A 25,455-nucleotide genomic window follows, 5' to 3' on the forward strand; every position below is an offset into this window, starting at 1 on the left:
CGACTGGTAGGCGCAGCCATTCATGACGAAGTCTTTCGGCACAAAACTGAAGGAGTCGCGGTATTCGATGACGCTTGGCACGATATCGAAATCCCCTGTAAACTGTGGCTCCGGCTTCTCATAAAAAAAAGTCACATAGGCTGTTTTCTGAGTGCTGCTCAGATTCACCGTGACTTGGGTGCCGTTCAATATGGAGTTGCTGAAGCTTGAGTAATTGACATTTCGTCCCTTGACCGTTCCGTAACTGGCGTCTGCCGTTATCGTGCGCGATAAGGGCAGCGGGTCCGCTAAGGTTGTTGAGGTCTGTGCGGCTTGCGCATACGTTCCGGTTGAGCCCAAGCGCACCATATGCCGCACTTTGATTTCAGTAATTTCGTTCTCTTCCGGCATCCACTCGACAACAAGATGCTTGTCCAAGTAGCGGTAGGTGGTCGCTTGAAGCGTGAATTTCATTGCAGAGTACCACCACATCTGCCGAGCGCCCGGGTTAGCAAAGTTTTCATATTGACAATTAGGTTCTTTTGTTACTGGATCGAGGACACAATCATGATCCTGACTGAAATAAGCACGAATGCTCGTTTTGCTGAGTACATCATATTTGTTAATGTACGTTGTTGAGTGATCTGCATATCCGGAACGATCATAAATTTCACTATCTATAGGGGTTTTGTAATCTGCTTCAATAACCCCGGGTTTAATTGTATTAATATCGACAACTTCATCATCTACTTGGATTCCACCATCAATCGAATCAATATAATATCCCCCATCTTTTTTCAAGACGAGAGAAAGAGCATCTTCACCGAAGGAAAGCGAGTTACAGTTGGGATAGGCTCTCAGGTCGAAAGAATCTTTAGGAGCTGAAGAACATCCCGAGCTCGTTACCTGGACTCCATTCGACATCGTTGCTTTCCATATGTTGCTTCCGCCCGAGCGATTCCAATAAAATATGCCACCATATGATTTACTTCTCGTTGTTCCAACTAGAATTGGCGTTCCAGTAATCGTATCTGTTCCGACAAAGCTCTTCTTCCCTGTCCAGTCACCTGCTGCATTACGTGCTAGCTCACCATCTAAGTATTCCCATCGTACATTTTTAATGATGAATCCCGTTTTTGCTGGAATATTAAATGTAGCCTCTCTGGAGGACTGATCACTATATTCAAACTGATCTGATTCATTAAGCTTGCTATGACCATCACTTGAATAATTCACATCTATGATTTGAGTAGCATCCTCTGCATTCGCATTGTGCTGAATCCCAATAATCCCTATAAGCAATATGAACAGCATGACAAACCATTTCTTCATTAACTCACCTCCAAGTACTTACTTATCATAATGTGTTGTTGTTCCATAAAAGATGGTATTACTAATACCACCATCCATGCCGCGAACCGGTTGGACATATAGAGTGAAGGACAAACCCCTATCTTCTAACCCAACTCTAGAACCAATATTCGGATTAAGAGTATAACCCGAATTAGGAATAGCCCACACCGTCACACCTTTACCAACTCCGATATCCGATGGTCTCAACATATTAATTTGATCATATTCCTTCTCTAGTGTATTGAGTTTATGAGGTTCAACTAAACGATCAAATGGATAAGGTGATGGGGTGTCGTAGCTTTGCGTTGTAAAGGATAAGTTTCCCCAATACAAGTTTGGATTTTTATCGTACAGAGTCTCATATTCGATATACATTGCATACACATCATTCGGCAACTTTCCAATATTCTCGCCCCGGAAACCGAGCTTTTCTATTGCTGGCAATAGCTTGCGGTACGGATCCTTCGGATCATCGAGATCAATTAAGATAATTCGGTTTACTACTGTATAGATGGTAGAGTTTTGAAACACCAGGTTCTCCACTTTATAGTTCGGCTTCATACTATCAGCATCCGGATCATCGAAAATCTGCGGAGCCACGATAAACGCATTCGTCTTTAACCACGCCAGCTCCGATTCGCCAATTGCGTACTTGTCCGCCGCTGGCAGTTCACCGCCGTCACGCAAGGTCAGGATACGCTCGATCACGGTCACCGCTTGCGCCCTGGTTGTCGTTTTATCCAATCCGATATCACTGCCGCCAAAGCCAGTCAGAATACCGCGTTTGAACGCTTCACTTACAAGGAAGCCTTCATAGTACGTTCTCATATCTTCATCCGAACGTATAATTTTATTATCTTCTGCGGTCATGGGCCAACGATCAATGACAGCTTCGCGCGTAATCCCCGATGACTCCACCTCCAAGAGGCTGTCATCCGCAGCCCTTACAGCAAGCCAAGCCATATGCTCCCGGCTAATCTCCTTCTGCATATTCCATGCAGGGAAATCCTCATCCCCTTGGTAGATTCGCTCTTCCTGAGCCGCTCGCACATAAGTGGTATACCAGATGCTTCCTTCTTCATCATGAGACAGACCCAGCGCACGCACTAGCATGGCAATAAACTCTGCTCTTGTTACCGGATCGTCTGGCTGAAAGGTGCCGTCCGGAAACCCATTGACATACCCCTTCTGGGCGGCCGTCTCAATCTGCTCTTTCGCCCAATGGTTGGCCGTATCCGTGAAGGACGCCTTGCCAGCAGCCTCCACCTTGAAAGGAAGGCTCGACAAGGATACGAGCAACGCCAGTGCCAGACATAGCATAATCATCTTCTTCATTCTCTTTTACTCTCCTATCCACATTTCTCAACCACTGTACATCGGCTGTACACTATTAACTTTAGCTGAATTCCGCAAGGCGGACGTATGAGAAAAGTATGATATTTTTCCCGAGTCTCCCAATCACACTTTGCTATTGCTTCGGCAAATAATGAATAATATTATCCAGCCGATATATCATAATGAGATCGCCATCCTCTGAATCCCTCTTACCTGTGTACAGCTCTACCACATCCACCTCATGGCCGTCTACATTGCAATACTGCTTGAACGACTTGGCATAGCGTTGAAATTCAAGCATTGTACTTCTCCAATGCATACGATCTATTTTTTTGGTCTGAACACCTGTCTCATCTTTATACGTAATGGTTTTATCCTTCAGAATGAACGGTACTCGCTGCTGCCAGAGATTAGCAATCAATGGATTCGACAAGTATTCCGCGCCAATTTTTTGTAGGGTTAAGGTATTAGGCATTGTCGATTGATCAAAGGTGATGGAGATCCCCCTCTCACGAACCTCGTTTTCCGATGGCTCCATAATGCCGACCCAAGGGAACCGGCTTTCTGGCTCGTATTTTTCTTTTAACTTGCCATAGAGCTGCTGTAGCTGAGTGAAGATCTGCTCATTCACACGCAATGTTCGCCCTTCTCCTTCATCTGGATGGTCGCTCGTCAAAATCGTTAGCAGTTCCAGCGCCGAACCATCGAAGAATGTAGGGCGAAGCGACACGATCAAGCCCCTGAATTGATACAGGTAGCCCTTACGCAATATTAACTTGCGATCTGCGTATTCCATATCGACTTCATCCTTATAATCAAGCTCCAAATCCTCGATTACTTGCTTAGGAATTGTGACCTGGCCCCGTTGTGAAACGCGATAATACTCCTTCTTCTCAAATTGAAACAGTGAGATTGGCGCTCTCGCAATCTCATAGTATTTTAAATGAGACGCTTCATATCGCAAAGTGAAAATAACCTTATCTCCAGGCTGCACATTGAGCTCTTCCCGTACCTGTAGCGGAATCGTAATTTGTATTTGCTGCTCCTTCATGAACCCACCTTCTCTCGATTGGTAATATCAGTATATATTTATTTTGAACTTAAGTAAATATTTAATCATTTAAAATAATTCATCTCTCTATTTAAGGTTTACTTTTCTGCCTATGTATTCTTTCTCAAGGGACCATATCATTAAAGACATCTGAACCACATGGAAAGAATATCTATAATTCAGTTAGAACGTTTTATGAATTCACGCACGTTTCACCTTAATACATAATTATTCAAAAATTTGTAGACAACTTCCTTTTCATTACGATATAATTCACTGATGCATCATAATATTAGAAAAAGGTGGAACTGAAAAAATGGTAGAATATTTTAAGAGTAAAGTTTTAAAGTGGAAAGTCTTATTAACTCTTTGTATTGTCATTACTGCTGTAACGTCCATGACACTGAATTTAACCGCAAATGCCAGCTCTAATGCATACTATTATTTGGACTTGGGAAGCAATCAAAACATCGCCTCGTACAAATCAGTGTGTGAAGTAGATCAACAAGGGGCGATTGTACTTTACAGCAGTACAGGCGATAACCTGTATGCGGTTGCCAAATCTACATGCAATACAGTAAATAGTTATAATTCCACGAGCACTGTGATAAACGATGTTAGGTATGTACGAGTCTACATGAGTGAAATGCCATCGATGTTTCGCTGGGCAGCGTCAGGTACTCCTACCAATACGGCGACCAATTTCACAACGACCAACATTGTTCCAGTACCACCAACTGCAACACCAACTGCAACACCAACTGCAACACCAACTGCAACACCAACTGCAACACCAACTGCAACACCAACTGCAACACCAACTGCAACACCTGAACCGACATTAGAACCGACACCGGAGCCAACGCCTGAACCGCCAAATGGTAGAGCTTTGTTGGTTATATCGTTATCAAACGATGATGAAAAAGAATATGATCTTTCAATGGTAGAAGTAAACGAATTTATTCAATGGTATGATTCACGAGTTCAAGGTATTGGGTCTGAAAGATACGTAATAGAAAAAAACAACAACATCGGGCCATTCACTAGTCGGAAAGATCACCTTATATTCGATAAAATTGTAACGTTCGAGATTATGGAGTACGATGTGAATTAAATACATACAAAAAACTATAGTAACTTAACTTTCAAGTCGACGGCTACACTTCCGTCGGCTTTTCCTTTCACACCAATAGTAGAGCATACATTCCGAATAAACGTTCTTTTTTGTGCGAAATTACAATCAATTTGTAAACTAAAAGGTTTACATGTATATATACTTCTCGCTATAATAATAATAGAAAAGGAGCCGTGCGCTAACACGACTCCAGTTTTAGCACACCAGCCGCTTTTAAGGGCGGTTGGCTTTAAAGGTTTAGCTCTGTGAAATAGGCCGTTACCTTTTGCGAAGGCGGCCTATTTCTGTTGGATAATAACGGCGACGATGGCTACAACCAGCGTCAGTAGCGCAACAATTAACGCTCCAAAGCTGATCATTATCATAATCGCATCATTAACCGCCATGGCATCACCTCCCTTCCGGGAGATTAGCCGACCGCCCTCTCAAAGCCTTCCAATGTGCTCCAATGAGTATAGCATGTCCAATTGAAATTTGTCATGATTTAGAACAGCTCTTTGCATTTAGCCAGGACCGCGTGCAGATCCGTTTCTCGTAACCTGCCAAGAGGGCGAATAATACTAGCTGTTGGGATCGTATGGAGCTTACTTGTTCTGGCAATCGAGGGTTTTGCTAGCCCTGCCTCTTCCCAGTACTGAATCTCAACATCAAAAGACGTTCTGCCCCCGCTGCTCGTCACAGGCGCGATCAGAACGTCTATATCCACTACCATTTCATTTCCCAGCAGCACATCTCCCTGCTTATAACCGGTCATACACATCGTCCTCTCCGTTGAACCAAAAATCATAGTTGCTGCCGACGGCAAAGGCATCCGGATCCAAGCCTTGGTGTTGCAGTAATTGGAGAAGAATACGCCGTCGTTCTTCAGGTTTCAGCTTCTGCAAGAGCCGTTCCACTTGTTCCACGACTTCATCCCTGTGTTGTTCCATCCACCTTCGCCTCCCTTTTCCAACAGTATACCAAATCTCATGCCTTATGGTATATACTCATGGCTGCTGCCAACCGTATAATTGAAATCTCGAGATATCCCATAAAAACGTGGATGCTTGACCTGAACAATCGCAATAATCGATGGGCCGTTTAAGACATCCGCATAATAGTATGGCGGACCGCTATTGTAAGCCATTGGAAACTCTCCATCCTCTACTCGCTCGAAGTAGACAAGCTTGAAAGGTGACTTCCAGATGCTGCCTGGCAATGGCTGCAACAGCGTATCCAGTCTATAGGTGCGCTGGACGGAGCCCAGGAAGGCATGCTCCGCGATATCCGGAAGGAACACGACATGACCTTTCTCCAACTCAGCCAAATCAACCTGCAGGGCGGCATCGTGCGTGGCCGCCTTGAGCCCATCCTTCAGTTCGGCCTTCAGTTTCGTCTGCAGATATTCATCGTGGCTCGACGCATCGAGATAAAGCCACATCGGCATCAGCAGAATGAGGGTGATGACCCACTTCATAATTGTCCATCCACATACTCTGACATGATCGTCATGCTGTAGAAATAATCGCGGCTTTCGGCATGACCGAACAAATCAAAGAGCTCGGTTCGCCCTTGCGGGTAGCGTAACGTGACCTTCAGTTGTTCCCCGCGTTCGACCGCCGTTGCCGGCCCGGTTAACGTCACTTTCTGACGGTCGAAGTACATCCCTTCCAATTTGGCTAATACCGTCTCTCGTATTTCCGGCGTGAGCCTGCCCTCAAGTGCCACAAGATAAGACATTTCATAGGCTTGCTTCTGCAGCACCTGATCTCTATACTGCACCGTGCGGTTGATGCTCGGCTGGAACCATACATAGAGTAAGATTGGCGACAAAATGAGTAATGCGATTACACTTTTCAACGCTCAATCCTCCTTCGCTTTACTCCCTCCGTTGGCGAGGCTTTTAGATTTCGTTTTTCCGTTGCCTTTGTGCATGGGTGACACGTTCACGCGCTTGCTCCGACGTAATAGCCAATGTCTTGGCGACGATACGCACTGCTTCTTCAAAGCCGCGAAGGGCTATAAATTCATCGATGCCGTCGGTGTAATACACGGCTTGTTTTTCTTTTTCTTGCTTCTCCATATTCATAATCTCCTTTTTGTTTTTCTTATGCCTGTATAGTTCGATTGAAAAGAGCAGGAAGGTTAAAACCCTCGCTGCTCTATGCTTCCTGTCGAAGGCACGCCTTAAGGCAACGCGCTTGGAACCGTAATCGTTTCGGAGTACTGACTCGCGCGATCCCGCTGTGTTTTCGCATCTCCGAACGTACCGTCCTCGGAGAAAATCGTCAATTTGATTAATACCAACATGGCTGCGATCAATAGTACAGTTGCAATTGCTTTTCCCATCTTTCTTGTCTCCTTTTCCCCCTCATGGGGCTTCGCCAATTTTTTCGAACGCATACTTTACAAAACATCTAACAATGTATCTTGATAGGCTCCGGCGATGGAGCTGATTAAAAATAAAACGGCGATAATCGCCAGAAATACAACGGTGAAGCCAATGTACCCATTCGACCTCAGCTTCCGCTTGCGCCGCTGACGGCGGAAATCCAGGAACGTTTCATAGTGCTGCTCAAGTAGATCGGCGGCAGTTTCTGGACTACTCTCGTTAATCTTGGCCATGATGATGGCCAGCATTTTCGCTTCCTTCGAACCAATCCGCTCCCCAAACGCGGTAAAGGCTGAAGGCCCGTCCAGCGGCAGGTCAAATATAAGCTGATCGATATCCGATCTAAGCGCCTTCAAGTATCGCCTGTACTCCCGCAGCTTCGCCAGGACGCTTTGATAATGATCTGCTGTTTCTGTGTAACAGTCGGTGCTGAAGAGCATGAACAACAGCACGACTTCGTCGTTCTTCTGCTGCAAGCGTTCTTTGCCCGCTGCCGCTAGCAACAGACGCATGGGCATGTAGGACTTGCCAGTCAGCAATAGCCCGTACATCGACGCGATCAGGAACATCGCCGACAGCGGGTACTGCTTGCTCACTAAGAAGGAGAGATGAACAACAAGCACCGCTAAGAGAAACGTCACGTCTCGTATAAGCTTGAATGACCAGGCGCTCAAACTGCTTAGACCGGCCTCACGTGTTACCTGCTCCCACATCGGATCCTTGTACCATTGCTCGATAGCCGGTCGCGAGTTTCGCGCCCAAGCTTCCGCTTGGCGCAGGATAGGCGGAGGACTGCGACGCCGGACATAAAATAGCTCACGAGCCAGTAGCAGAACGGCTGCAGCTCCAGCTCCGAATAGCATCATTTTGAAAAACAGAACAACCACGCACTTCCCTCCTTACACTTCAATTTTAGGTTTCGACAACACCAGTGAAGTAGCGAGACCTGCGAATACACACGCAATACAGAGCACTAATCCCTGAAAGACCGATGAATCGTTCCACAGCATCTTCAGTACCGCACCGTCAAACAGGTTATTCATGAAAAATATAATTCCAGGAACGATAATTAAAGGGAAGAAACCCATAATGATCGATTCCATATACTCCGTTTTCTCGCCCTCCACGATTTGCTTGCCTTCCGTCATATCCTCATGCAGCTTAACCAAGGCTCGTTCAATATTCCTGTTCTGCAGCGCCGCTTTCATAAGCAGAATGCCGAGCTGCCGAGACCAGGTATTCTGGATTTGATAGACGAACAGCTCCACCGCCTCCGGCATGGCCGTTCGCCCTTCCACCTGCAGCAACGTTACCATGCCGTAGAATGTGCGCTTCATCGGTCCCTCGATCTCTATCGAAAGCTCCGACAACACATGATACAAGTTGGCTACATAACCAGGTGTGCGGTATTTCATTAAGAGCAACTCCGTTGCATCGATGAGCGCGTAACTGTTGGCGTTGCGGATCAGTTGCAGTTGAATCCGCTTGATCGCATAGGGGATGGCCGCTGCGGCAACAGCCATCAGAAGCGCATTAGAACTCCACCAGTTAGACATCTGCCCCTGCGGAAGTTGACCTAGACCGCCTACAAGCAGGATAAAATAGGCCATTATAAACAAGCTGCCGCTGAGCGTGAGAAACTGAGCAACGCTTGTCCGTGTAAACTTGGCCGGATGGCTCGTGGAGCGAAGCAGCAGCTCCAGGTGCGTGAAATGGCTCTCGTATTCATCCACGTTATCCTTGGTCGCTCCTGCAGGAAGATATCCACGTGATCGCCAGCGTCTCAAGAGCGGGGCGAACACCAGGCCAATCAATTGATAGACTGCAAATGCGTACAGCAAAATGAGCACCATTTTCACCGCCATATCCGGCGAGATGTGAAAGGTAACCATCCTTCTCCTCCTATCCCCGTGAAGCACCCATGTGGGATAAGGCGACTTCCACATGGGGCCCTGTCATCGGCTTTGCTGCCGCCAGCTTCTCCAGCGACTTCATCACGACATCTGCGTAATCCGGAGCCGTACGCCGCAGCTTCTCTAGCGTTCGCTCGCTCAGCGATGCCTGGTAACGCCATGCTCCGGCAGCCGGTTCCCATCGAGCCAAATCATGTACGCTAACCTCTAACGAAATGGGATCCAATCGAATCTCGCAGATTTTATCCAAACGCTTGGCTCCGCCAGGCAGCTCTCGCATCACATAGACGATATCCAGATTCTCAGCCACTCGAATGAGCTCCTCCTCATAGCTTCGAGAGGGGTAGCGCTGGAGAATCAAACGAGCAATCTGCCCTGGCATATTGCGAGCCTGGTCCGTATGATACGTCGTCATCGATCCACCCTCACCGCGCTCGGAGGCGAGCAGATAGATCTCCGCTTCAAGACTTCGCAGCTCGGAGACTACGCAGAAATGATAGTCCGACCGCAACACCTGATCGAAGATTTCCTCATAATCAGCATCCGTACGGGCAATCATTTCAATGATTTGCCCTTCAGGGATCAACTCCTGCAGACGCAGCTCCGCATGCATGCGCTCAACATTAACGGCTACCTGATCTTCACGATAGCGGATCCCGAATAATGCTTTGAGCAGTGTGGATTTGCCGCTGCGCACTTTGCCCAATACCGCGATGTTCGTCATGGCCTTAGACAAGCCATGGACAATCGGCACCATCTCCTCCGGCATCGTGCCGTTGCGTGCTAATTGTTCGAGTGTCGGGCGCGGCATCGTATAATTCCGGAACACAATGACCGGCAAGCGGACGCGTGGCGGAATCATGATCATGACCCGCGAGCCGTCAGCCATATCAATCTCCAGCTTCGGATTATACTTGCTAATATTGGCGAATTCGTCCTTCAGCTTCAGCTTCTCAATAATGATTTCCTCCACATGCTTTGCATCCTTATAGCCAAACGGCTGTAAGGCCCGCTCGCCCGGAATGTCGAAGAACACATGCCGGCCAATAATCCGCGCAGATTGCGACTCGGCAAACCTCGGATGCTTCCACCAGCATGAGATAACCCCAAGTCCAAATGTTTCTTGGAACAATCCTTCCACCAGCGAATCATAGGGAGCTGGCGCTTCCACATCCAGCCGTTGACGGCGTATACAGGTTTCAATCTCATCCTTGAACAGTTGGACGGCTGCGGGCGATCCGAGCACGGCCTCATGCTGCAAATGCTGCCACTTCTGCATCTCCTCCTCTGTCCGTTTCTCATTCAACTCGCGGAAGTGAGTCTTGATCGCGAGGCATGCATCTTGAAACGAGAGTAATCGTTTGATCGTTTTCTTTGATCCTGGCTGCTGCGCCGATGTTTTTGCGAGATGCGAAGAAGGTTGCTTGAGCGTCGTCACTTGAAAGTCTGTATCCAGCCATTTTGCCGCACTCATGCCCTCACCGCCTTGTGAAACCAGTTTTTCCATTTGGGCGGCTGCTGCTCCGTCATCGCAAGTCCGAATCGTTGCTGAAGCAGCCTCGCCAGTTACTGCAGTTGCCGAGCATATTTTTCGGAGCCCGCATGTGTCAGCAGCCTTCGCTCCACCTCGCATTGCCATCCTCCCTCTACTTGAGGCAGCCAGCCAATGGACGCAAGCTTCATGTGATCGGCAATCTCTTTCACTTCACCGGCATGATGCGCCCGATTAAGGAGCAACAAATACGAGACATCCGGGGCAATCAACTGTAGCACTTCTCGCTGCCGCTGCCACTGCGCAAGCGCGGATGGTTGAGAGGTGGTCAGCACCATCCGCATATCCGCCATCATCACCGCCTCCAGGCACAGGTTATTATCGACAGACGCACCTGCATCCACGATCACCACATCGAAAGCTTGCTTCGCACAGGCGAGCAGATGTGCGGTAGCTTCTGTCGGGTAGCGATATTTTTTGGTCAGATCCGCATTCCCCGCCAGATACCAGAACCCCGACTCCTGTCGATGCATATGCCGCAGCAGCTCATCCGCGCTTAGCACCTCGACTTGCGTATGCAATTCGTTCAAATAACTGCCCTTGTAGGGCATAAACGCATCGCCAGGCGAGCAGCAGTTGAAGCCAATGACGCCAATTTTCGTCTGATCACTGGCGGTAGCCAGTTGTTCCGCCAGCGCGAGCGCCGTGGCCGTTACTCCGGTTTGTCCAAGTGTCCCGAGCATGGTGATCACTTTCCCGCCATCATCCACAGGTACTTGTTTCAAATAACGCTTGCCGATCTCCACGGCGATTTGTTCAGCGGTGCGTTTGGGCGGCAGCACCGCTATACCTGCTCGCTTGCCGATCAACTCCACATCGGCAAACGCCGCAGCGTCTGCCTGATAACTCGCCAGATAGACCAACTCCATCTTTCCGGCATACGGCTGCACCCATGCCTCGACATCATGCGCCGGCACCTCCCGATCTGAGATGATCAGCAGCTCGCATGTGCTTAACAAGTGATCATGCTCATCCCTCTGATCAGCACGCAAAGCATAGACCGCCTTCACCCCCATGAGCGATTGCAGATGCTCGCGAAGCTGATTGTCACGCCCAATAAAACCGATATGCATTGTTACGCCTCCTAACCTCCATAACCGATCATAAATTGATAACCCTGATCAACCAGTGATGACAGCTCCTTCAGCTGCTCATCGTTCAGTTGCAGTTCTAACCGGCGTCCACGAACCGTTGCCGTATCCCGGATGTTGGGATTGGATCCCTCTGTGATCGCGCTGCGCACTTCATTAACGCCAGCATCTTTGTAATACGCGATGACCACATCTTCCATCACCTTGCTTATGGGTGGAGGAGATAAAGTCGCAGAATCCAGTTCTGTATCCGTCCCTGTTTCCGGATTCACAGCCGCGTTCGCTCCTTCCGCCGTTTGCACCGCATAGATCGTGATTGCATCCAAACGGCGCAAGCTGCCGGGCACGGACAGTATCCATTTGTCCGGTATTTCGACAATGTGCATATCCGGTGATTTCAGCAGCGATTGCTTGTCCACCCGATTCATGGTGAACTGATCACCGGTCTCGATCAGTTGCAACGCTTCCTGACCTATGAGCGCCGGAAGCTGATCAGGCGACAATGCGCCAGGAATGATCAGCTCTTTTTTCATTTCTACAATCGCTAAATCGGCATCTTCAATGGTCTCATGCGGCATGATTTGTCTGGACGCCGTTACCACTTGTGCTGTATCCCATGCGGTGGACCAACGCGTGTCGAGCAGATACAGCGCTGCGAGCGTCGCGATGATCAGGGCGGCATACAGCACAATGCGATTCATTTTCTTCCAAATGTTCATCACTTCTCTCCTTCTGGCAAGCCGCCGATCAGGCGGCTTGCCATTTTATATTCGTGATCAGATAGCGATTACGTGATCAGTCCGAATCGCAGCCATCGCAAATGTCTCTGTCTCCGCTATAATCATCTACATGCACATAGCTACCGCAATGGCAGCACCACCGGAAATAGTTCGACCAATCATCCCGATTGTCCGATCCCACATTCTTTTTCATCCACACTTCAACTTCTTCTTCCATGTACTTCAAAATCTTGATTTTGCTCATGCCCTTTTCCCTCCTTTACAGCCTTCCATCGCTGGTAGGCCGTTCTCAGCTCCATAACGGCCACTTCCGCGCCTGACCAATAGATACGATCAGCCAAGCCTTCCAGCAGCTCTTCAAACTGTTTGTCGGCAGACAACGTATCTTCCGTTCCCTGTTCGATCTGCCCCTGATCAGCTTGAATCTGAACGGCTGCCTTACAGGCTTCCTCTAGCGTCGTGCCTGTACCTGGACTTGCCATCTGCTCCTTTACGAGTTGCAATACAACAGCATCCCTTTGTCCAAAGACTCTTCGGTTCTGCTCGCGGCCAAAGATATAGCCTGCATCTTCGAGCGCCTTGCACCAACGACGCATGGAGCTCTCCGGCATTCCAAGCTCAGCCGCGAGCTCCCTTGGTTTGAGCTTGCTCATGACCAGTCTTTGGCGTATTCGGCGTGAGTCTCACGACAGGACTTTTCAAACTCCGACTGATCGGACAGATTATACTGCGTGAAACAGTCCACATTTACACCAGTACGAGCATTGAAAATGTTGATGATGTTGGAGCCTTCCTGTTTTTCAAAGCGAAAATTGCCAATGGTGTAAATCAATTGCGGTTTACCCATCGCTTTCTCCTCCTCTCTTCACTTCATGTCCATCAGAAAAGGCCACCCGCAGTTGGATGACCTTCTCAAAAATGGCTATGGTATAAGAGTAAGACAATTGGACAAGTGAATCGTATGAAAAAAGTATGATATTTTTTCTAGTACTCGCTTTTCTAGTACTCTCTGTTTGATGAGAAACACTAGTAATCATGCGGCTTCTCAAAGATAGAGCCATTCTCCTTGCTCAGTACTAGAAACGCAGTACTAGAAATCTTCGTTTTCGCATTGTTCTAAAAAGGACTCTATCTTCTCATCGTCCCATGCTATTTTGTAACCGGCCTTTGTACTTGTCGGAGGTAGTAGAAAACCTTCTTGTACAAGGGAACGCATGAGTTCCAAAACCGTCTCACGCTGAATCCCCAGCGCTTCTCTTAAGTCAACGGAGCGTGTGGTTCTGTTTTGACAAATGTATAACCGAAGTTCAGTGAGCAGATCCTCTTCGGTTCGTTCCTGTTTCTGCTGAAGCAGCGGCCTCCACTTGCTCTCCGGATCATACGCGCCTATGATACCTTCGGCCATCATCCGCTCGGCTAATTCTGCAGCTGCACCAAACCCAATTCGAAGTTCTCTCTGAATCGAAGAAACTTTGAAGCCACCCTCTTCTCTAACAAGCTCCAGTGCCTGCAGATAAGGATCAGACTGTTTTGTTGCTGCAGAAGCTCCATAATCTTCTTCCGGCTCCCACTCTACTTTGGAAGGCAGTTCTGTATTCACTACCTCATCTTGAACGTTCGCTTGCGCAACCCCCACAGTCATATCTGCAACTTCCTCTTGCTCTTCCATCCAGCTCGGATCCGGATTAACCTGGCGCGTCTGATCACGCGCTGACCAATAGGCGATCAGTTGCTCAATAAACGCGGTGTCCTCCCCATCAATCACGCTAATCGCCGCCGACTGAAATCGCTGCAAATCCCCGCCTTGCACCGTGCAGACGCCATCTCCAAAGCCAAGCAGCTTCGGCGCTCCACGGTCGAGCACCGTCATATAGTCCTTGGTGCTCGGCAGCTTAAACGTCACCCTTGACGGCAAATTGCTCTTGATCGTGCCGGTGACCACATTGACGCTTGGGCGCTGTGTACCCAAGATGAGATGAATCCCTGCTGCCCTCGCCATTTGGGTAATCCGCTGCACCGCGTGTTCGATCACATCTCCGGCGACCAACATCAGATCCGCATACTCATCAATGACAATGACAATACTCGGCAACGGTTGCTCCGGATGCTTGGCATTATAGCTCGCGAGATTACGCGTCCCGGTATCGGCAAATCGTTCATACCGCTGCTCCATCTCGACTATGACCTTCTCGATCATCTGCACCGCTCGTTTCATATCGGTCACCGGCGGCGCGATCAGATGCGGCAATCCCTTATAGATGCCAAATTCCACCTGTTTGGGATCAATGAGCAGCAATTGAATCTGTGCCGGTGAGCGAACACTAAGCAAGGATGTGAGCAGCGTATTGACGAAAACCGATTTCCCCGATCCGGTCGCCCCACACACCAGCAAATGCGGCATCTTCACCAAATCATAGAGCATGGGGTTGCCTCGCATATCCTTACCGAAAATCATGGGCAAGGTGGCTTTCTCCGCAAAGGTGAGCAACTGGGCCGCAATATCGCGCAAATAGACAAACGCCCGGTCGGCCTGATCATGCGGAATGACAAAGGACGCCGCGCTCTTGAAGGCTTTGGCGGCGGTAATATCAAAACCTTGCTGCGGTCCCAGGTGATTGGCAATGTCCTCCTTCTTGGCCGCGAGCTTGCTTAGCTGTACCTTCGGCGGCAGTTGGAATGAAACAATCTGCAGGACAGGACCGGCTTCCACCTTCAGCACCTGTACCTCTTCCTCCACCGAAAATTCCGCCAGCTGCAGGGCCGTCGAAATCGCCGCACCTGCTGTCTCCATGGTCATCTCGGCGCGTGGCCTTGGATTGGGATTGACCGGCAACTCAGTGAGCGGCGGCGTGAGCGCTTGATCATAACCTTGCTCCTCGGGCGTGAGCGTGTGGCGCTCACCGCTCATGCTCGCCTGCTGCAGGGCCGTCACTTCTACCCGATCGCTGGTGTCGCCGCTCACCGGTGTGATCATCGTTTGTCTCGGATGATCACGGACCGCTCGCCAATTGCGCCATCTGACCAGCAAGGCAGCGCGATGCTGCCAAAGCCGCAGGATCGACCAGGGCAGCGCCGATAGCAGCAGCCACGACCCTACAATTTGCGGCAGGTATAGCCTCGCCTTCTCTTTCATCAGTGGCGGCGAATCCGGCATGACCAGGAAGATGACGCACACCCCGGCCGCAAGCAAACATAGTCGCGTCACAAACTGCCAGTAGTTCTTGGGCAATTGATTCTCCTCGGATTTATCCCTCTGCTGCTCGCTCATCCAGCATCGCTTCTTCCGAGCGTCGCGATAAATTCGCGCATGCCGGTCATGATGGAGGTCACACCCGACTGCACAACCGGAAACCAGGCTTTCGCTTCGCCTACGACCAGCTTAAACGCCGCATCCGCATTATAGATGATCATGATGAGCAGGAACACGCCAAGCGCTTTCCATGCCCATGCCGGAATAACAAACTTTACGAAAAACTTGGGCAGAACCCAAAACACCAATAAAATAATGAGTACGAAACTCCACACGGTTACTCCTCCTTCGCTTCATTCAAGCAGCGCTTTGTAAAACGCCTTTACGCCAATCCACCAACCCATATGCTCGGCATAATAGCCATGGGGATTGTCCCGGCTGACCAGCCAATAGATCGGATCCACTGTAGCCGGCCGCGATTGCGATAATTTAACAATCGTTTTAGCCGCGATCAAGGCCGACTCCTCCGTTGTCAGCTCCGCTCCCTTGCCGCTGCACCAACAACCAAACACATTCCACGGATTGCGAATGATTAAATCGGCATGTAATTTATTGCTGGGAACAAAAGATTGCTCTTGACCTGTGATCGCGATCAGAAAGTGGGGATCCACATTTTGCGATTTGCCCGCCTTGTCGATCATCGCGAGAATCTCAGGATCGGCGAGCGCAGATTTTTTGGCCGTAAGATATTGCATCACCGCCTCCGTTCGCAACGGACGATACGATAGCTCCAGCGGCATATTCTGCTCCGCGTTTGGCGGCTTCACATAATCCAGCGGATTGACCGCCACGCCTCGCTTGCGGATCTCAAAATGCAAGTGTGGTCCCGTTGATCGCCCCACCTTCCCTGCGCCAACACGCCCGATTCGTTGGCCTTTCTGCACGGTATCGCCCACACTTACCTCCATGTGGCTGTCCAAATGCCCATAAATGGAAACAAGGTCTCCTTCATGCTCAATGCGCACAACTTGTCCATACCCCTCGGCAGCACCGGCGATTACCACAGTACCGGCGGCCGTGGCATAAATCGGCTGCAGCTCGGTATTCGCGGCACCGTTCGCAATATCGATCCCCTTGTGCGTCTCGGCTCCTTCGCCAATATCCCGTTGACCAAATGTCGAGGTGATTCGCGTAATCGTTGGCAGCGGCCAGGCATAGGCGCTGCCATCCGTATCGATATAAGCAGGCTCCATCCATCCCCAACTACTAGCGGATGCTTGATACGCCATATTTTCTTCCTTTCCGAAAATTAAATAGGGAATGAGTGCCACCACAATAAGCAAGCCCAGAAAGCAGATCAACAACACAATCAGCGCCGTGGACGAACCAAGCAGCGCTGCCAGGCGGTACAGGCGTCTTGCTCGCTGCACCTTCTGGATAACATCCAGCGACTTCGCGACTACGCCTTCGCTCATCGCCTACCCCGCTTGCTTCAGGCCGCGTGTTTTATACAGCCTGGCTTCGTGCTCCGGCACTTGCATGATGAGCTCATCGTATTTTTTGTTATACTCCAGCACATAGCGATTCGTATCCTCGTTCTCGCTAATTCGTTGCTGCACCTCGAACGGAATGTCAGAATGCCTTGCCAACTCACGCACAGCGGAATGTTCCATGTAGAAGTACACACGCGTATTGGTGTTCTCCCACATGCCGACGCCTTCGGCCGTATCGAGCATGATCATCGGCGTATTGGAGCCCAGGATCATCATGCCGTTCCATTTGCGAATCGACGTGTACCAACTGAAAATCTCCCGCCGCAGCTCTGGGTTTTGCGTCTGACGCTGCCCCTCATCGACCAAAACCGCTGAAAAGGACGCGCCTTGGAATTTCAGATATTGAATATTGGCGTTAACGGCGTCGATGGCCATACTCATCTTGAGCTGCGCTTGCTGAGCCCTTTCGTCGTTAAGATCACTGTCCTTCATCTGGCCACTGCCCACCTTATAGACAACCAGCTTGGCCTGTCGAAAGGTAAGCGGCTCTTCCTCTGCAAATAAACCGTTATAGATGCCAATGAAGTAAATTTTAATTTTATCCAGCAAGCTCTTCGCATCCGGATTTTGCTTCGCCTCGCGCTGAATATCCTCGAACACAAGATGAATCGTCGGTCTAGGCCCTGTATAAGGCGAAGCCCAGCTCTCCTCTCGTCCTGGATCAATACCCGCCGCCGAGAAAACGCGTTTGATCGCTTCTCCGGCCTCGAAGGTCTGCACCTCGTTTAACCCCTTAGCTAACAAGGATATCGTTCGAATTCCTGCGTCGATTGCCTTCTGAAAACGGGAACGGTTGTATTCGGCGCAATCCGCGTCAAGCTCCGGCAGCGCGGGCATGATCGTCAGCGGCTCATAATAGCGCCCCGTTCCGGCTGTGTGATCGACGTATACGCCGCCGACATAATCGCACAGGTCACGCCACTCACCGTCCAAATCAAACACAAAGACATGAATACCTTCCTCCACAAGAGATACGACAAGGGCTTTCATAAAGAATGATTTTCCTTGCCCGGTCTTCCCAAACACCGTCATATTCTGCGCCCTTGGATCATCCGGATTACAGATATCGATGAAGCAAAAGCCGCCGTCCTCCGTGCGCCGGCCAAAGTAAAGTCCCTCGTTGTCGGAAAAGCTGCCTCGCGTGAATGGATACGTCTTGGCGGCCACCGTGTCTGTCGTCACCCGTCCATAATGCTGCTTCGCAAAAAAAGAACCAGGCTTCGTGTACGAATCGTTGACCGGGCTTGTTTGCTTCATGGCCTCAACTTGCTCACGCTCCAGCAAGTCAAGCTCGCCGGTCATATCGTCGAACCAGGCTTGCAGCTTCTTCGTCGCGGCATCGAGCTGATGCTTCTTTGGCGCGGAGAGCGTCAGGAAGGTATGAATATCGACCAAGGTTCGCTCATCCCGATAAGCCGCATCCCGCAGCGCCAGGATCGTGTCCCGCGCCGCCGATTCGGCTTTTCGCTCCGGATCGCCAGCTTCTTGTGCCGTCTCAATACTCCGTTCCAGTCGTTTTAGCTTGTTTTTAAGGCTCCAGCCCCATTTGGCATTGCTTTTCGCATAGCGGATCGTCTTTCGCAGCGTCGCCCCTTCTTCTGTGACCATCCTATCCAGCGTATCCAGATAACCGGTCAGCAGCATCGGCGGGTAGCCTTTAATGGTGACAACACGCACATAATGGCCATTCTTCGCATCCTTACCGTCCAAGACTCCATTGACCTCCAGATGCTTAGCCGCTTTCTTCCATGTTTTGATCAATCGTTGTGCGGATCCAATCATGCGCAACCCTCCTCTTCTTGAGATGTTTCCGATTGTCGCAGTCGTCCACGAACGGCCCCATCTGTTGCAGGCGGTCTCCCCTGATACAGCCAATTCCGCGCGCCAGGAATCGCCGGACAGACATAGCTAATGGCTAACTGCCATTGTTCCTTCACCAGTGTCTCCACAGCCTGTTCCATATTCGAATCCACATTGTTTATCCAAACCTCGCCTTGCCATGTCGGCGAAGCTTGCGCCCAGCGCAGCCAGTGATGATAATCGTTATCCACGACCGCTATCGCGTTCCCATGCTCGAGCAGTTCCTCACGCCCTGGATAACCCCAAGGCACATCGACCAATACCGGATAAGCCTCGCCAAGCTTTCGCAGCAGCCTCTGCACCGCCTGAGCATCGCGCTGACCCGGCTTTGGAATCCATAGTGTGAGACCAGGCGTATGACGGGACATATATGCCTCCCACCCTTCTTCGTCACAGGTGAGCGGCAATGGATTCAGCGCGGTCTTACAGCCCTGATCAGGGGAGAGATCAATCACATGCACCGGTGATACATGCGAGCTCCAAGCCGCGCCAAGATTGACACTTAGAAACGTTTTGCCCGATGGCACCGGAGAAGTCAAGAAGCGAATGCCAGGCGTCAGCACAAGCGACTCGTTCTCATCCTGGACTGACTCATCCTCCACTGCCGGTTCCAATTCATGTGTCGTTGGTTCCTTTCGTTTCCAAAAACAAAGAACAAGGATAGCTTGAAGCCTCGACAAGATTGCCCACAGCGCCGTGCAATGCGAAGCCAGCAACCTAAGGAAGGAACGCTTTCGTTCATCGCCAGTTGGTTGATCGATTTCATCGACAACTTGTTGCTCGATTTCATCGACGTCGGCTGTAGCCTCTTCCGGAGCAAGATTCGAAGTTTCCGTTTCGGAATAATGCTCTGACTTCTCCTCTGTCTCCGGCTCCTCCCACGATTCCTGAGCATCTGTCCATTGCTCCCACGCTTTGCGATCCCACCAACGACCAAGCAGTTCCGGCGTCACATAGCCAGAGATCAAGCTATAGGCATGGCCGCTTTGAGCAAGCACTGCCATCACCCGCGATTGCCTCTCTCGCAGTTCCGCACTAAAGCGGAAGCGCTTCAGCTCTTCTTTCGTCCCCTCCGGCTCGTCATCGCGTTGACGGGCATCGATGCGGTGCTGGTCAATCGACAATCGCAGCACATAAGCGCTCCGCTGCGCCTCGCCACTCCGAGCCAACTCCCTCCACATGCCAATGCGCATCATCTTCAGGTTATGGATGCCCTCGCTGTCGGAGGAAGACGCCTCCTTCTGCTGCCAAATGTCATGACGAAAATCCGGAATCTGCTCGGCATGAATATCCGCCGCAAATCCTTCCTTTGCACAGGCCCGAATAAACTGACCGAATGCCGCAATTCGCTTTCGCTTCTGGCTTAGAATCGCTGTCTCCCACGGAGGAGCCTGCAATTGATAGAGGATCTGTACAACCGGCTTGCCGTTCTTATTCGCGTTAACGTAATACCAGCCATCCTCTTGCATCCCCAGCAAAGCCCCCATGTCACTGCCGCTGCCACGCTTTGGCTGATAACGTTTGTCCAGGTAATAGCGTTTTCGATGCATGGGTAAGCCTACCATCCGGCCAATGAAGCTGAATCCGCTCACCAGTACGAGCCAGATCAACTTGGTCCAGAAGGATACCGGCAATAAAAAAGGCACAAGCCCGATGATGAGCGTTGTGCCGATGATCCATCCGATATCCTTTAACGTCAGCCCCAGAAACTGTGCATCCTCGCGAATATCTCCCATGAGATAAATGCTGAGCAGCTCGTTCTCCGCCTCTTCGTGTCGAAGCTGTTCTTCCTTTCCCACAAGCGCGTCCTCCTTTCTAACGCTGCGCTTCTTGCTTCCGCATCATTTCTTTCTGCAGGTCTTCGAACGACCCCATATCCAGTCCTTTTAGCGGCGGCTGGCCATAATCAACCGGCTGACCGTCCAGGATAACCTTGATCTTCCCGAAGGTAGTTCGCCAGTAGGGCGTCCGCTCTTTGCGATAAGCGTCATAGGCAGCTTGGAAATCGGCTAGCTTCTCTTGTGGCACTACCACACGGTTCTTCTGCTCATCCGCCTCAACAGTAGAGAGCCATTCCTCATGTTTATTGCTATCTTCCCAGTCTTGCAACATGCGTGCAAGAAACCGTGAACCCTTCGGCAGTGCCAATTGCACCCGAGTCACGCCATGCTTCTGCATCCCTTCAAGCACCGGCTTGACCTCTTTCGAAAGTTCCTCCGGCACCCAAAGTCCATCCTTACGCAGCTTGAGTTTGTCCGCCCAGGGGTAACGTTTGGAATCGGCAAGCAATCGGCGATGCGCAGCAGTTGCATCCTCCGGCGACAGATTCGCCTTCGTATAGGCCGGTAATTGCTCTTGCACCATCTTGAAAGCTTCCTCCGTTCCCTTGCCTTTGGCAACCCGCTTGACGCTCCCGTCATGGCCAACAAATACACCCTCTTTCGCATGACCAATCGCCGCATCCGACACGGTAAACTGCGCGTCTCGCAGCTCATTCAGCGCAGCCTTCCCTTGGCTTCCGCTGGCAACCAGCTCGCCGGTCGCTTCTTTATACGTAATGGCCGCGCCATGCTTTTGCTTGAAGTCCGGCAAGGCCAGCATCTTCCTCAGATCCCCACGCTCCGTCTGTGGCACCTTGATCAACGTGCTCGCTTCGAAACCGCCAGCCTTCAGCTTATGCGAGATTTCATGCGACTCCGCCATTACTTGCGCACCGACAAAAGATACGGGAGCTGCTTTCGCAGTCACAATATCCCCGGTCTGCTCGGCCCACTCTGTCGGCCCTTCATAGCGCACTCCTTGCAAGACCTCCGAAACGCCCCTTGTAGCTGTGGATAACATGCGCTTGCCCATTTGGCTGCGAGATTCTTGCATTTTTTTACCGCTTTCCTGCATTTTCCTTGCCAGGGAAGCGACATTCAACCCTCGTTTTTGTATCCCTTCCGATCCCAGGCGTTTGCCGATGGCTTGCATCGTGGTCGACGCTTTCTCCGACCATTGCCCGGCTCGTTCCACAACCTTGCCGCCGTTTAAGGTAATCGGATCACGCATCCCGCGCCAAAGCGGTTTGAGCCAGATAAAATAAAGCAGGACGAGCAGGGCGATCACACTCACCGGCGCAGCAATGGCTGGATGCACGCCCATCTCGGCCCAGACGCCTTCACCCATGCTGTAATCGGTCTGGGCTTTCACAAAGATGGCCCAGTGCAGCGTCATGAGCACCCCAACAAACAAGGTTCGGACATAGAGATTGAGATAGCCGATTAGCACCTCCAATCTGCCGCTGAACGCGACATACGAGATCCAAAAGCCGACACCGATCACCATGCCGATTAAAGTAAGAATCTTGATTGTGGCGAGCAGATACATGACCGGAAAGACCAAATAAATATGCACAATCATCGAGAATAGGCCGCCCACCCCGGTCAGGGCTTCGCCGAGCGTCATCCCGGCATAGGCCGGATCGGTCAACATGGTCGAGCCCATCGTGAGCGCCTTGAGCATGTCCTGGCCGCTAATCGAGGTATAGTCGAGGCCTGTTGTCCCGATAATGCCCTCCAGCATCATCTGTGTTAACCAATTCAACACCACATTAATCAGATTCAGCACCGTCAGGCTAATGATCGAAGTGCTTAGACTGACGACAAACCCAATAAGCAGCCTCTTCATCTCGACTTTCCCCTTCAGCACCTGATTCGTTAGCACGCCAATGCCGACAAACAAGGCAATCACGCAAAGCAGCGTGACGATCGACCACAAGGTACGCACAAACCCGATTTCCGCAATACGCGGGGTAAACAAATAAATCTTCTGGAATACACCAAGCTGCGGCGTGATGGATTCGTCGGCCCACTGGATAATGAGATTGTCAATCGACGTTTTTAAAAAATGGCCGCTTATAATGTCCGAGAACGTAGTATTCATGGTGTCTATTTGCTTGCCGAAGTCGGCCAGAATTTGCGGCAATGGACCGAAGATGGTGGTCCAATCGGGCAAGGTCCAACTGCTTCCGGACGAAGTATCCGATTCCGGAGGCGGCGTCGAAGTTGGTGTCGCGGTTGCCAGCCACAGGGTCGTGAAAAATGTCATGTTGTGCTCACCCCCTTTGCCAGTGATAGCTGGATGCTGTCCAGCAGCTGCGCGATGATAATGAACCACAGTCCGCTCATGGCTGCCATGATCAAAAGCAGCACAACGAGCATGCGGATCCAATAGGCGCGATCATTAAAGCTCGCACGACCCGCGCTCATCTGCCATAAACCAAGAAGCAGCTTGTACAGCCAGTAGACCATAGCCGCCACGCTAAGCAGTGTCCCGACGATACTGCCGACCACGAGCGCCCAATCCATGCCCTCCAGCACAGAGAGATCGATGACGTAGATGTCAAATTGATCCGTCCAACTCGCGTCCATGGTTAACCCGTCACATCCTGACTGCTCGTCCAGGTGTAAATGGATTCCAGGATGTCCCAGAAGATGCCGCTGAAGAGCAGAAAGCAGACAAAAACAATGACGGCGACGCGGATCCAGAACGCCTTGTCCCCAATGGACTTATTCCCCTTGGACGCCGCCCACAGAAACTTTAAGACGCCCCACAAGCTATAAAGCAGCAATCCTACGGTTAAGATCGTATAGGGCACAGCCAGCAGGAAAAACAAAAAATCCAGTCCTTCAAAAATCGACCAACGGAAGGCAAGCTTTTCTCGCAGCTTTCCAATCGGGTTTGCATCCCAATCGCCTTCCGTCCCTGATGGAAACGGGGTAGGTGTGGCTGCTGCCAAGACATTGATGGCTTGTATATAGAAAGAATTCAATACACTCATCTCTTCAACTCCTTCATAAACTTGTAGTATTTTTGTAGTACAATCGCTTAAAATCCTTGAATCGGGCCTGTTTGACTCGAGTTCTTGTAGGATTATTGTAGGACTAACCGTTATTCACACCATAGAAGACAAGAAGCGCTACACTAACCCCATTGCACAGCTTGGCGACCATCCACTCGGAGCGGCTGCCGTTCTCCACTATGCGCAGCGCGAGTCTCGCTCTTGACCATAGCCAAAGTGATATCCCTTCCTTGCCAAGAGCATCACCGAGCAGATGCGACCACCAGCCAAAGGTAAATCCACATGCAGCAGCCTGTATCATAGCTCCTTGCTCCCGTGCAAAGTAGTACATACCGACACTCAGAAAAAGCGCAAATTCCGGCGCATGTATCAAGCCGCGATGACGAAGAAAGGGCATGATCACAAGCGCAACCCCAGCCAGCGCCAGCAGCCAGTGCGTGTGCAGCTGTGCGAATAGAAGCAACAGGATCATACCCAAAACGAGCAGCACGACGTTGCGCAGCTTGGATAATCCGAAAGCAAGGGCACCGACACCGGCTAGCGACAAGGCGATAGGGAATTGTCCCATCCACCAAGCCAGCAGCGCTCCTGCCAGCAGAGTCAGGCTCGCTCCCTTCGCCAACTGCCGGTAGGCATGCGGCAACTGGATCCAATTGCTGGCTGTGCTTGTCTTATGATCAAGGTCCGGCAACAGACTCGCGATGGCTGCTGACCCGATCATCGCCGCAATCTCCCCAGCAACAAGCACTTCTGGCAACATGTACAGTCCCGCTGCGGCCAGCGCGACTCCAAAGGAGACATGACCGGCTTTATTCATCGTTCGCCGCCACGGGTCGCCTGAGCCAGCTCTCGGCTGCTGCAGGATAACCGAGATAATAGCCTTGCATGAAACGAACGCCGAGCTGCTGCAACAATTCCTGCTGCCGTTCCGTCTCTACGCCTTCTGCGATGAGATGGATACCAAGCTTGTTACAAAGTTCCTGTGTATGCCGAATGACCAGCTGCGCACGTTCAACTCGCAGTAGTGCAGCGGTAAAGCTGCGATCCAGCTTCAAATAGCGCGGAGTGAACCAATCACTGATTAATCGATCCAGATTCGAGAATTGTTTTCCGTAATCATCCACCGCAAGCTGAAAGCCCTGTTGCTGCAGCTCGCGCAGCTCCTGCTTCACCTCGCCGGAGAAGCTTGTTTTCTCCGTAATTTCAAAGACGATGTTCGCGGATTCCATGCGAGGGATCGACACGCCGCTGCTTAGTGTACGCGGGTGGATGTTAATAAACAATTTTTGTCCCGTCTGCAGCAGCTTCTTGCCTTCCCTGTACGCCATCGCAATCAACAGACGATCAAAGGCAGCGATGTGTGACGCATGGCGTTTAAACAGCATCGCTGCCGGTTCACCATGCACGCCAATGACGGTCGCTTCATAACCGAGGATCGTAGGCTCGTTCATATCCCAAATCGGTTGAAATCTCATCGTGAAATCGATAA

General features: G+C 50.7%; 29 protein-coding genes. 1 reads left to right on the forward strand and 28 read right to left on the reverse strand.

The genetic code is table 11. From position 1 onward, the window contains the following. The 3 genes from HFP08_RS17355 to HFP08_RS17365 all read right to left on the reverse strand — a co-directional run. The coding region (locus HFP08_RS17355; RefSeq protein WP_168121878.1) for a hypothetical protein at positions 1-1,311 on the reverse strand (1,311 nt) is incomplete at its 3' end. An 18-nt stretch (positions 1,312-1,329) separates the two neighbouring features. Beyond that, positions 1,330-2,667: an S-layer homology domain-containing protein gene (locus HFP08_RS17360; protein ID WP_168121879.1), complete on the reverse strand. Its 1,338-nt coding sequence runs from the start codon at positions 2,665-2,667 to the stop codon at positions 1,330-1,332. Between the two features lie 133 nt (positions 2,668-2,800). Beyond that, positions 2,801-3,718, reverse strand: a complete 918-nt coding sequence (locus HFP08_RS17365) for an AbrB/MazE/SpoVT family DNA-binding domain-containing protein (RefSeq protein WP_168121880.1) — start codon at positions 3,716-3,718, stop codon at positions 2,801-2,803. A 316-nt stretch (positions 3,719-4,034) separates the two neighbouring features. Here HFP08_RS17365 and HFP08_RS29035 point away from each other — a divergent pair, with 316 nt between their 5' ends. Next, positions 4,035-4,832: a hypothetical protein gene (locus HFP08_RS29035; RefSeq protein ID WP_206109276.1), complete on the forward strand. Its 798-nt coding sequence runs from the start codon at positions 4,035-4,037 to the stop codon at positions 4,830-4,832. Positions 4,833-5,131: 299 nt separating this feature from the next. Here HFP08_RS29035 and HFP08_RS17375 read toward each other — a convergent pair whose 3' ends face one another. The 25 genes from HFP08_RS17375 to HFP08_RS17495 all read right to left on the reverse strand — a co-directional run bounded on the left by HFP08_RS17375 (position 5,132) and on the right by HFP08_RS17495 (position 25,441). Further along, on the reverse strand, positions 5,132-5,239 hold the full coding sequence (locus tag HFP08_RS17375) for a putative holin-like toxin (RefSeq protein ID WP_206109277.1): 108 nt from the start codon (positions 5,237-5,239) through the stop codon (positions 5,132-5,134). A 98-nt stretch (positions 5,240-5,337) separates the two neighbouring features. Then, positions 5,338-5,607 carry a type II toxin-antitoxin system PemK/MazF family toxin gene (locus HFP08_RS17380; protein WP_168121881.1) on the reverse strand — a complete coding sequence of 90 codons (270 nt, stop codon included), beginning with the start codon at positions 5,605-5,607 and terminating at the stop codon, positions 5,338-5,340. Beyond that, complete coding sequence (locus HFP08_RS17385; RefSeq protein ID WP_168121882.1) at positions 5,594-5,782, reverse strand: hypothetical protein; 189 nt, start codon at positions 5,780-5,782, stop codon at positions 5,594-5,596. The genes HFP08_RS17380 and HFP08_RS17385 overlap by 14 nt, the downstream gene beginning before the upstream one ends. 44 nt (positions 5,783-5,826) lie before the next feature. Continuing rightward, on the reverse strand, positions 5,827-6,309 hold the full coding sequence (locus HFP08_RS17390) for a hypothetical protein (RefSeq protein ID WP_168121883.1): 483 nt from the start codon (positions 6,307-6,309) through the stop codon (positions 5,827-5,829). Then, on the reverse strand, positions 6,306-6,692 hold the full coding sequence (locus HFP08_RS17395) for a hypothetical protein (protein ID WP_168121884.1): 387 nt from the start codon (positions 6,690-6,692) through the stop codon (positions 6,306-6,308). Before HFP08_RS17395 ends, HFP08_RS17390 begins: the two co-directional genes overlap by 4 nt. A gap of 43 nt (positions 6,693-6,735) precedes the next feature. Then, positions 6,736-6,915 carry a hypothetical protein gene (locus HFP08_RS17400; protein WP_168121885.1) on the reverse strand — a complete coding sequence of 60 codons (180 nt, stop codon included), beginning with the start codon at positions 6,913-6,915 and terminating at the stop codon, positions 6,736-6,738. A gap of 104 nt (positions 6,916-7,019) precedes the next feature. After that, a complete protein-coding gene (locus HFP08_RS17405) occupies positions 7,020-7,181 on the reverse strand; it encodes a hypothetical protein (RefSeq protein WP_168121886.1) in 162 nt (53 codons plus the stop codon). 57 nt (positions 7,182-7,238) lie between these two features. Then, the gene (locus HFP08_RS17410) at positions 7,239-8,111 is read right to left on the reverse strand and encodes a hypothetical protein (protein ID WP_168121887.1); all 873 of its coding nucleotides are present in this window, start codon (positions 8,109-8,111) and stop codon (positions 7,239-7,241) included. 12 nt (positions 8,112-8,123) lie between these two features. Next, on the reverse strand, positions 8,124-9,116 hold the full coding sequence (locus HFP08_RS17415) for a hypothetical protein (RefSeq protein ID WP_168121888.1): 993 nt from the start codon (positions 9,114-9,116) through the stop codon (positions 8,124-8,126). A 10-nt stretch (positions 9,117-9,126) separates the two neighbouring features. Further along, on the reverse strand, positions 9,127-10,611 hold the full coding sequence (locus HFP08_RS17420; RefSeq protein WP_168121889.1) for an ATPase, T2SS/T4P/T4SS family: 1,485 nt from the start codon (positions 10,609-10,611) through the stop codon (positions 9,127-9,129). Positions 10,612-10,703: 92 nt separating this feature from the next. Further along, a complete protein-coding gene (locus HFP08_RS17425; protein ID WP_168121890.1) occupies positions 10,704-11,762 on the reverse strand; it encodes a CpaE/TadZ family protein in 1,059 nt (352 codons plus the stop codon). Between the two features lie 11 nt (positions 11,763-11,773). Next, the gene (locus tag HFP08_RS17430; protein WP_168121891.1) at positions 11,774-12,499 is read right to left on the reverse strand and encodes an SAF domain-containing protein; all 726 of its coding nucleotides are present in this window, start codon (positions 12,497-12,499) and stop codon (positions 11,774-11,776) included. Between the two features lie 76 nt (positions 12,500-12,575). Beyond that, complete coding sequence (locus HFP08_RS17435) at positions 12,576-12,764, reverse strand: hypothetical protein (RefSeq protein ID WP_168121892.1); 189 nt, start codon at positions 12,762-12,764, stop codon at positions 12,576-12,578. After that, positions 12,721-13,173, reverse strand: coding sequence for a helix-turn-helix domain-containing protein (locus tag HFP08_RS17440; RefSeq protein WP_168121893.1), 453 nt, complete (start codon positions 13,171-13,173; stop codon positions 12,721-12,723). The genes HFP08_RS17435 and HFP08_RS17440 overlap by 44 nt, the downstream gene beginning before the upstream one ends. After that, positions 13,170-13,367 (reverse strand): hypothetical protein, encoded by a 198-nt coding sequence (locus tag HFP08_RS17445; protein ID WP_168121894.1) that lies wholly within the window; start codon positions 13,365-13,367, stop codon positions 13,170-13,172. Before HFP08_RS17445 ends, HFP08_RS17440 begins: the two co-directional genes overlap by 4 nt. 243 nt (positions 13,368-13,610) lie before the next feature. Further along, on the reverse strand, positions 13,611-15,788 hold the full coding sequence (locus HFP08_RS17450; protein WP_168121895.1) for an FtsK/SpoIIIE domain-containing protein: 2,178 nt from the start codon (positions 15,786-15,788) through the stop codon (positions 13,611-13,613). Continuing rightward, positions 15,785-16,045: a hypothetical protein gene (locus HFP08_RS17455; protein WP_168121896.1), complete on the reverse strand. Its 261-nt coding sequence runs from the start codon at positions 16,043-16,045 to the stop codon at positions 15,785-15,787. Before HFP08_RS17455 ends, HFP08_RS17450 begins: the two co-directional genes overlap by 4 nt. An 18-nt stretch (positions 16,046-16,063) precedes the next feature. Further along, positions 16,064-17,185 carry a M23 family metallopeptidase gene (locus HFP08_RS17460; protein WP_168121897.1) on the reverse strand — a complete coding sequence of 374 codons (1,122 nt, stop codon included), beginning with the start codon at positions 17,183-17,185 and terminating at the stop codon, positions 16,064-16,066. 3 nt (positions 17,186-17,188) lie between these two features. Beyond that, positions 17,189-19,045: a VirB4 family type IV secretion system protein gene (locus HFP08_RS17465; protein ID WP_168121898.1), complete on the reverse strand. Its 1,857-nt coding sequence runs from the start codon at positions 19,043-19,045 to the stop codon at positions 17,189-17,191. Continuing rightward, positions 19,042-20,922 (reverse strand): hypothetical protein, encoded by a 1,881-nt coding sequence (locus tag HFP08_RS17470; RefSeq protein WP_168121899.1) that lies wholly within the window; start codon positions 20,920-20,922, stop codon positions 19,042-19,044. The genes HFP08_RS17465 and HFP08_RS17470 overlap by 4 nt, the downstream gene beginning before the upstream one ends. Positions 20,923-20,938: 16 nt before the next feature. Next, a complete protein-coding gene (locus HFP08_RS17475) occupies positions 20,939-23,212 on the reverse strand; it encodes a hypothetical protein (RefSeq protein ID WP_168121900.1) in 2,274 nt (757 codons plus the stop codon). Beyond that, positions 23,209-23,535: a hypothetical protein gene (locus HFP08_RS17480; protein WP_168121901.1), complete on the reverse strand. Its 327-nt coding sequence runs from the start codon at positions 23,533-23,535 to the stop codon at positions 23,209-23,211. The genes HFP08_RS17475 and HFP08_RS17480 overlap by 4 nt, the downstream gene beginning before the upstream one ends. Positions 23,536-23,537: 2 nt before the next feature. Further along, positions 23,538-23,945: a hypothetical protein gene (locus tag HFP08_RS17485; RefSeq protein ID WP_168121902.1), complete on the reverse strand. Its 408-nt coding sequence runs from the start codon at positions 23,943-23,945 to the stop codon at positions 23,538-23,540. 103 nt (positions 23,946-24,048) lie between these two features. Beyond that, positions 24,049-24,783 carry a metal-dependent hydrolase gene (locus HFP08_RS17490; RefSeq protein WP_168121903.1) on the reverse strand — a complete coding sequence of 245 codons (735 nt, stop codon included), beginning with the start codon at positions 24,781-24,783 and terminating at the stop codon, positions 24,049-24,051. After that, complete coding sequence (locus tag HFP08_RS17495) at positions 24,776-25,441, reverse strand: EAL domain-containing protein (RefSeq protein WP_168121904.1); 666 nt, start codon at positions 25,439-25,441, stop codon at positions 24,776-24,778. The genes HFP08_RS17490 and HFP08_RS17495 overlap by 8 nt, the downstream gene beginning before the upstream one ends. Between the last annotated feature and the right edge of the window lie 14 nt (positions 25,442-25,455).

The sequence above is a fragment of the Paenibacillus sp. HB172176 genome (assembly GCF_011947265.1).
Lineage (GTDB): Bacteria > Bacillota > Bacilli > Paenibacillales > Paenibacillaceae > Pristimantibacillus.